Origin of the sequence: Proteus sp. fly-1067, from assembly GCF_040139345.1 — a bacterium.
Taxonomy (GTDB): domain Bacteria; phylum Pseudomonadota; class Gammaproteobacteria; order Enterobacterales; family Enterobacteriaceae; genus Proteus; species Proteus vulgaris_B.
On the sequence record NZ_JBEEUL010000076.1, the window covers coordinates 1 to 771 of the forward strand.

Genomic DNA, 771 nt, shown 5'->3' on the forward strand with positions numbered 1-771 from the left:
GTTTAACCTGTGTATTTGTTGATAACGGCTTACTACGTTTAAACGAAGCCGACCAAGTAATGGAAATGTTTGCTGGCAAATTCGACCTGAACATTATCCACGTTACACCAGAAGATCGCTTTTTGAATGCATTAGCGGGTATTAATGATCCCGAAGCAAAACGTAAGGCGATTGGTCACGTGTTTATTGATGTATTCGATGAGGAAGCATCAAAACAAACTCAAGTTAAGTGGCTGGCACAAGGTACAATTTACCCAGACATCATTGAATCTGCCGCATCAGCAACAGGTAAAGCACACGTTATTAAATCTCACCATAACGTAGGCGGCTTACCAGAAGACATGAAACTGGGTCTTGTTGAACCATTGAAAGAGCTGTTCAAAGACGAAGTGCGTAAAATTGGTCTTGAACTTGGACTGCCATACGACATGTTATATCGCCATCCATTCCCAGGTCCGGGCCTTGGTGTTCGTGTTCTTGGCGAAGTGAAGAAAGAGTACTGCGATCTCCTACGCCGTGCGGATGCAATTTTTATTGAAGAACTGCATAAAGCTGATTTATATAACAAGGTCAGTCAGGCGTTTACTGTGTTCTTACCTGTACGTTCAGTCGGTGTAATGGGTGATGGCCGTAAATATGATTGGGTCGTTTCATTACGCGCAGTTGAGACGGTAGACTTTATGACGGCACATTGGGCACATTTACCGTATGACTTCTTAGGACGTGTTTCTAACCGTATTATCAATGAAGTAGGCGGAATTTCACGTGTTG

General features: G+C 43.2%; 1 protein-coding gene. It reads left to right on the forward strand.

Annotation, left to right across the window (positions count from 1 at the left end):
• The coding region (guaA, locus tag ABN217_RS19200; protein ID WP_349459848.1) for a glutamine-hydrolyzing GMP synthase at positions 1-771 on the forward strand (771 nt) is incomplete at both ends.